We start from the raw sequence: 4,113 nt of genomic DNA, 5'->3' as shown, positions 1-4,113 counted from the left end.
GCCCAAGCTCATCTTCATGAGCCGCTGGCTGCAACTCCCGCTCTACCTCGGGCTGATCGTGGCCCAGTGCATGTATGTCTATCACTTCTGGCTCGAGCTCGTCCATCTGATAGAAGCAGCCTTCGGTAACAAAGAAGCAATCGGCATGCTGGCCGAATCCGTCATGCCCGCGGTCCCGGGAGCAGCTGCCGTGCCCGAGCAGGTCAAACTCACGGAAACCACCATCATGCTGGTGGTGCTCGGCCTGATCGACGTGGTCATGATCTCCAACCTGCTCATCATGGTGATCGTCGGCGGGTATGAAACCTTTGTGTCCCGGCTCCACCTGGAGGGACATCCCGACCAGCCTGAGTGGCTGTCGCACGTCAATGCCTCGGTGCTGAAGGTGAAACTGGGCACGGCGATCATCGGGATTTCGTCCATCCACCTGCTCAAGACGTTCATCAACGCCGCGCATTACGATTCCAAGACTATCTTGGCGCAAGCCGGCATCCATTTGGCTTTCCTGCTGTCGGCGATGGCCATCGCCTACTGCGACCGCCTGATGGCGCCCATGCTCTCGCAGGACGCCCGCGGGCATTAACCGGTACAGGCCACAAGAAAGGCGCGGCGGCATGCCAGCGCCCCACCCCACTCTTTACGGAGCGCTCATGACTACCGTCATCAAGGAAGAAGATCTGATCCAGTCGATTGCCGACGCGATCCAGTTCATCAGCTACTACCACCCGGTCGACTACATCCGGCATCTCGCGCGCGCCTATGAGCGTGAGCAGAACCCCGCCGCCAAGGACGCCATCGCGCAGATTCTGACCAACTCGCGCATGTGCGCCGAAGGGAAGCGGCCGATCTGCCAGGACACCGGCATCGTCAACGTGTTCATGAAGATCGGCATGGAGGTGCGCTTCGACACCCAGCGCAGCCTGCAGGAGCTGTGCGACGAAGGCGTGCGCCGCGGCTACCTGAACCCGGACAACAAGCTGCGCGCCTCGGTGCTGGCCGATCCGCAGTTCGAGCGCAAGAACACCCGCGACAATACGCCCTGTGTGCTGAGCGTGGAGCTGGTGCCGGGCGACAAGGTGGACGTCCAGGTCGCGGCCAAGGGCGGCGGCTCGGAAAACAAATCCAAGTTCGTCATGCTCAACCCGAGCGACTCGCTGGTGGACTGGGTGCTCAAGACCGTGCCGACCATGGGCGCGGGTTGGTGCCCTCCCGGCATGCTGGGCATCGGCATCGGCGGGACCGCCGAAAAGGCCATGCTGATGGCCAAGCAAGCGCTGATGGAAGACATCGACATGTACGAACTGCTCCAGCGCGGCCCCAGCAACAAGCTGGAAGAACTGCGCATCGAGCTGTATGAGAAGGTCAATGCCCTGGGCATTGGCGCGCAGGGCCTGGGTGGCCTGACGACCGTGCTGGACGTCAAGATCAACATGTACCCGACCCACGCCGCCTCCAAGCCCGTGGCGATGATCCCCAACTGCGCCGCCACCCGCCACACCCATTTCGTGCTGGACGGCTCCGGCCCCGCGAACCTGACGCCCCCCTCGCTGGACGAATGGCCGGACGTGCACTGGGCGCCGGACTACAACAAGTCCAAGCGCGTGGACCTGAACACGTTGACCAAGGAAGAAGTCGCGTCGTGGCAACCCGGCCAGACGCTGCTGTTGTCAGGCAAGATGCTGACCGGCCGCGATGCCGCCCACAAGCGGATCCAGGACATGCTGGCCCGCGGCGAGAAGCTGCCGGTGGACTTCACCAACCGCGTCATCTACTACGTCGGCCCCGTCGATCCGGTGCGCGACGAAGTGGTCGGCCCGGCGGGCCCCACCACGGCCACCCGCATGGACAAGTTCACCGACATGATGCTCGAGAAGACCGGCCTGATCGCCATGATCGGCAAGGCCGAGCGCGGCCCCGTGGCCATCGAGGCCATCCGCAAGCACAAGTCGGCCTACCTCATGGCCGTCGGCGGCTCGGCCTACTTGGTCTCGAAGGCCATTCGTTCAGCCAAGGTCGTGGGCTTCGAAGATCTTGGCATGGAAGCCATTTATGAGTTCGAAGTCCAGGACATGCCCGTGACCGTGGCCGTGGATTCGAACGGCACCTCGGTGCACGAAACCGGCCCCAAGATCTGGAAGGTCAAGATCGCCGAACTGGCCTGACGTGCCCCTGCACGCCGCCCGCCATCCTTCGGATGGCCGGGCCGGCGGCCTTGTCCGGGGTGCTCAAGCACCTCGCGCGCCGAGTGCCTCGGCCTCTCTCCCCCGCTCCGCGCCGCGCCCCATGTCTATGCGCGCGAGGATCAGCAAGCCGGCCACGAAAAACACGCCGGTCGCTAGTATTCCCAGCCTATGATTGCCGGCCGTCGCCCAGGTGACCAGGCCGTAGGTCAACGGCCCGACGATGGAAGCCAACCGGGTCGCAAATGTCCACAAAGCGTAAAACTCGGCCAATCGTGATGCCGGGGCCAATGCGCCCGTCATGGCCCGCCCGGCGCTCTGGCTCGATCCCATGCACAGCCCCGCAATGGTCGCTGCGCCCCAAAACCCGGACTGGCTGCGGGCGAAGAAGGCGATCAGCACCATGGCGATCCAGCCGATCAACGTCGCCGCCAGCGCCCATTTGTGCCCGATGCGGTCTTCGACGAAACCGAAAGCGAATGCGCCCCCGGCTGCCGCGATATTGACCAGGAAAACCAGCATCATGGTTTGGGTCTGGGTGAACTGCATGACTTGGTCGGCATAAACTGCCGCCAGGGTGATGACGACGGCGATGCCGGCTTGGTAGAAGAACCCGCAACCCAGCAAGCGCCGGAAATCCGGGAAGTTTCTTGCGTCGCGCCAAGACGCCGCCAGCTGTCGCATGACCTCGCCCACGCTGGGCACGCCCTGGGGCGCCGCACCCGGGTTCGCCCTCTCTCGCAAGAAAACGAACACCGGGATGGCTGCCAGGCCGAATACGCCGGCGGTCACGAGCATCGTCCAGGGAACGAATTCAGTTGCCGGCCGGCCTGCCTCCTGCGCCGCCATCACGAGCGCCAGGGACAGGCCGAGCGTCAGCATGCCGCCCACATAGCCGAAGCTCCATCCCCAGCCCGAGACCCGCCCGAGGTACTGCGGACGGGCCAGCTCCGGCAAGAACGCGGCAATCACCGACTCTCCGATGCTGTAACAGACATTGGAAACGATGATGGCCGGCACGGCGATCCAGAGCCCCCCCGGGCCGACCAGGGCGAGGGCGGCCGTGGCCGCGACGCACCCCACCGTGCTGGCCGCAAGCAGCCGCTTCTTGCCCGCTCGGGCGTCGGCCCAGGCCCCGAGGCCGGGCATGGCCAGCATGACGATGAGATAGGAAAGCGAGAGCGTGGCCGTCCAGGCGAGCGTCGCCCAGGCGGCGTTGCCAGCGACGACGCCGACGAAATAAGCATTGAAGACGGCTGTCAGGACGACCGTCGTATAGCCGGAATTCGCGAAGTCGTAGAGCGCCCAGGCAAAGACTTCACGCGGGCGCACCCCGGGGTTGAGCGCACCGCGCATGGACGGCCTGGGCATGGCGCTCACTCCGGCAGCCGGGGGATCAGACGCCGAGCGCGGCGATGCCGGCCCGCGCGATTTGCGCATCTTCGTTCGACTTGACGCCAGAGACACCAACCGCGCCGATGGTTTCACCCTCGACCACGATGGGCACGCCGCCCTCGAGCATGGCCTGGATGGCGGGAGCGGAGAGGAAAGAGGTGCGGCCGTTGTTGATCACTTCCTCGTACACCTTGGACTCGCGGCGGCCCAGCGCGGCCGTATGGGCCTTGGCCGGGGCGATATGTGCGGAAATGGGCGGGGCACCGTCCAAGCGCAGCAAGCCGAGCAGATGACCGCCATCGTCCACGACCGCGATCGTCACCGCCCATTTGTTGGCAAGGGCTTCGGCTTCGGAGGCGGCGAGAATTTTCTTGACGTCGTCGGCCGTCAGTACGTGTTTGGTCTTCATGGAGCGGAATCCTCGTTGGTGGGAAAAGCTGCGATTTTAGGGGCTTCCCTCACCGAATTGATAGCAATCTCCGCACAAGTGAATTGACCTTCACGCCACGGAAGCGGTATCTTAGCCCCACTTTTGTAC

The 4,113-nt window shown here is 64.4% G+C and carries 4 protein-coding genes; 2 read left to right on the top strand and 2 right to left on the bottom strand.

Annotated features, from left to right (window positions below; genetic code table 11):
* Window positions 1-583: YqhA family protein (locus IRZ12_RS16080; protein WP_296470588.1), on the top strand; the 583-nt coding region annotated here is incomplete at its 5' end.
* 67 nt (window positions 584-650) lie between these two features.
* Window positions 651-2,162, top strand: a complete 1,512-nt coding sequence (locus IRZ12_RS16075; RefSeq protein ID WP_296470585.1) for a fumarate hydratase — start codon at window positions 651-653, stop codon at window positions 2,160-2,162.
* Window positions 2,163-2,225: 63 nt separating this feature from the next.
* Here IRZ12_RS16075 and IRZ12_RS16070 read toward each other — a convergent pair whose 3' ends face one another.
* Together IRZ12_RS16070 and IRZ12_RS16065 are read right to left on the bottom strand one after the other, a co-directional pair.
* Complete coding sequence (locus IRZ12_RS16070) at window positions 2,226-3,551, bottom strand: MFS transporter (RefSeq protein ID WP_296470582.1); 1,326 nt, start codon at window positions 3,549-3,551, stop codon at window positions 2,226-2,228.
* Between the two features lie 25 nt (window positions 3,552-3,576).
* The gene (locus IRZ12_RS16065; RefSeq protein ID WP_296470579.1) at window positions 3,577-3,984 is read right to left on the bottom strand and encodes a heme-binding protein; all 408 of its coding nucleotides are present in this window, start codon (window positions 3,982-3,984) and stop codon (window positions 3,577-3,579) included.
* Window positions 3,985-4,113 lie beyond the last annotated feature (129 nt).

The organism is Pigmentiphaga sp., assembly GCF_019689535.1.
In the GTDB taxonomy this organism is placed as follows: Bacteria; Pseudomonadota; Gammaproteobacteria; order Burkholderiales; family Burkholderiaceae_B; genus Pigmentiphaga.
The sequence above is the reverse complement of the archived record's forward strand: the minus strand, read 5'-3'. Positions and strand labels throughout refer to the sequence as shown.